Genomic DNA, 1,619 nt, shown 5'->3' with positions numbered 1-1,619 from the left:
GTCAGTCATCCATGCTTGCATACGCTCAATACTTGATAATGAGTACGGTACAAAAGGTAAGTAGAAATGCTCAAATTGATTTAGTTCTTCAGGAATTCTTGCTATTGCATCAGCTTGACGCGCAATGAAAGCCTCTTCGATATCATCAGTAGAATTGGCATTGCTCATATATCCATTAATTAGTAGAGTCTGATTTTGAATGCCTATTTCAAACAATTCGTGAGAAGCACGTGCAGCTTCCTTTAAAGGATTTTCTTCTGGGCGTGTCACTAACATTAACGTTGTTTGATTAGCATTCTTTAAACGTTCAACTGCCTCTTTATAGACTTCACGTTGTGGTTCTAGCCCTTTTAAAGGACCTAAACATGAAGTGCCAGTCGTGTTATCGTCTAGAAACGTAGACCATGCAGAAGGCAACTGTAATAATCGTAACGTATGCCCTGTAGGGGCTGTATCAAACACCACAGTGTCAAAATTCCCAATCACTGAAGTATCAGTCAATAGTGAAGCAAATTCATTAAAGGCAGCAATTTCTACTGTGCAAGCACCAGAAAGTTGTTCCTCCATATTTTGTAATACCACTTCAGGTAGTTTTCCACGGTACGGACCAACCATTTGCTCTTTGTAATGTTGTGCTGCCTGTTCAGGGTCCAAATTTATCGCAAATAAATTGTCTATGCCTTCAATTTTTGTTGGACTATTAGAAAGCGTTTGGCCAAAAATATCTTGTAAGTTGGATGCGGGGTCTGTACTAATTAAAAGTACCTTTTTCCCTTCCCTTGCAATGGCTATTGATAGGCTACAAGCAACCGATGTTTTCCCAACGCCCCCTTTCCCCGTGAAAAACAGGAATGGGGTGTCAGGGAAATGAATTCTTGTAAAGCGTTCCATCTTACGCATCTCCTTTTAGTGACAAGCGTACTTTTGGCTTTTGTAGTAATTCGTCTTCTGAAAGTCCTGACCACTGTGAAAATTGTTCATTTGTTGGATAGATTCCTTTGCAAAGTAATTCTCCATCCACAAACGTTGCAGGTAAGGCATCCATTCCTTCTGACACTAATAGTTGATTGATTGCTTCGTTTTCTACAAAAGCATTTGGCTCGTTTGTAAGATTAAATCTTTCAGCTTCTATGTTTGTTTTCTTTAAATTATTCATAATAAATGACATTCGCAATAATTCTGGGTCTATAGAAGGTCCACATAAGCCTGTAGAACAGCACATTGCTGGCTCATAGATATGAATTTTTTTCAATTTATTTCAGCTCCTCAGCTACAAATTGTTCAATGCGTTTACCAATTGCATCACGAACATTTTGGAATACAGCCCACTTCTCTTCATCAGTACCTGTCGCTTTCGCTGGATCTTCAAATCCCCAATGCTCACGACGAACGTGAGGAGGTGTCATTGGGCATTTATCAGCTGCATCCCCACATAAAGTGACAACTAATGTTGCATTGTTTAATGTCTCAAAATCAATTAAATCGGATGTATGATTTGAAATATCAACCCCTACCTCCGCCATCGCTTTAGTAGCATTCGGATTTACGCCATGTGCTTCAATACCAGCACTTTTAACTGTCCAATTGGTAGGTAGTAATTTCTTTGCCCATCCTTCAGC

General features: G+C 39.5%; 3 protein-coding genes. All 3 read right to left on the bottom strand.

Annotated elements, in window-relative coordinates; translation table 11 throughout:
* The coding region (locus PI85_RS19745; RefSeq protein WP_039392365.1) for a TRC40/GET3/ArsA family transport-energizing ATPase at window positions 1–891 on the bottom strand (891 nt) is incomplete at its 3' end.
* A gap of 1 nt (window position 892) precedes the next feature.
* Entirely contained in the window at window positions 893–1,252 is a 360-nt protein-coding gene (gene arsD, locus PI85_RS19740) for an arsenite efflux transporter metallochaperone ArsD (RefSeq protein ID WP_009370518.1), read from the bottom strand.
* Between the two features lies 1 nt (window position 1,253).
* Window positions 1,254–1,619, bottom strand: a 366-nt coding sequence (gene arsC / locus PI85_RS19735; RefSeq protein ID WP_039392361.1) for an arsenate reductase (thioredoxin), incomplete at its 5' end; no start/stop codon positions are given.

This window comes from Lysinibacillus sp. A1 (assembly GCF_000801965.1).
In the GTDB taxonomy this organism is placed as follows: domain Bacteria; phylum Bacillota; class Bacilli; order Bacillales_A; family Planococcaceae; genus Lysinibacillus; species Lysinibacillus fusiformis.
Note: the sequence above shows the minus strand (reverse complement) of the source record. Positions and strands in the feature narration are given on the sequence as shown.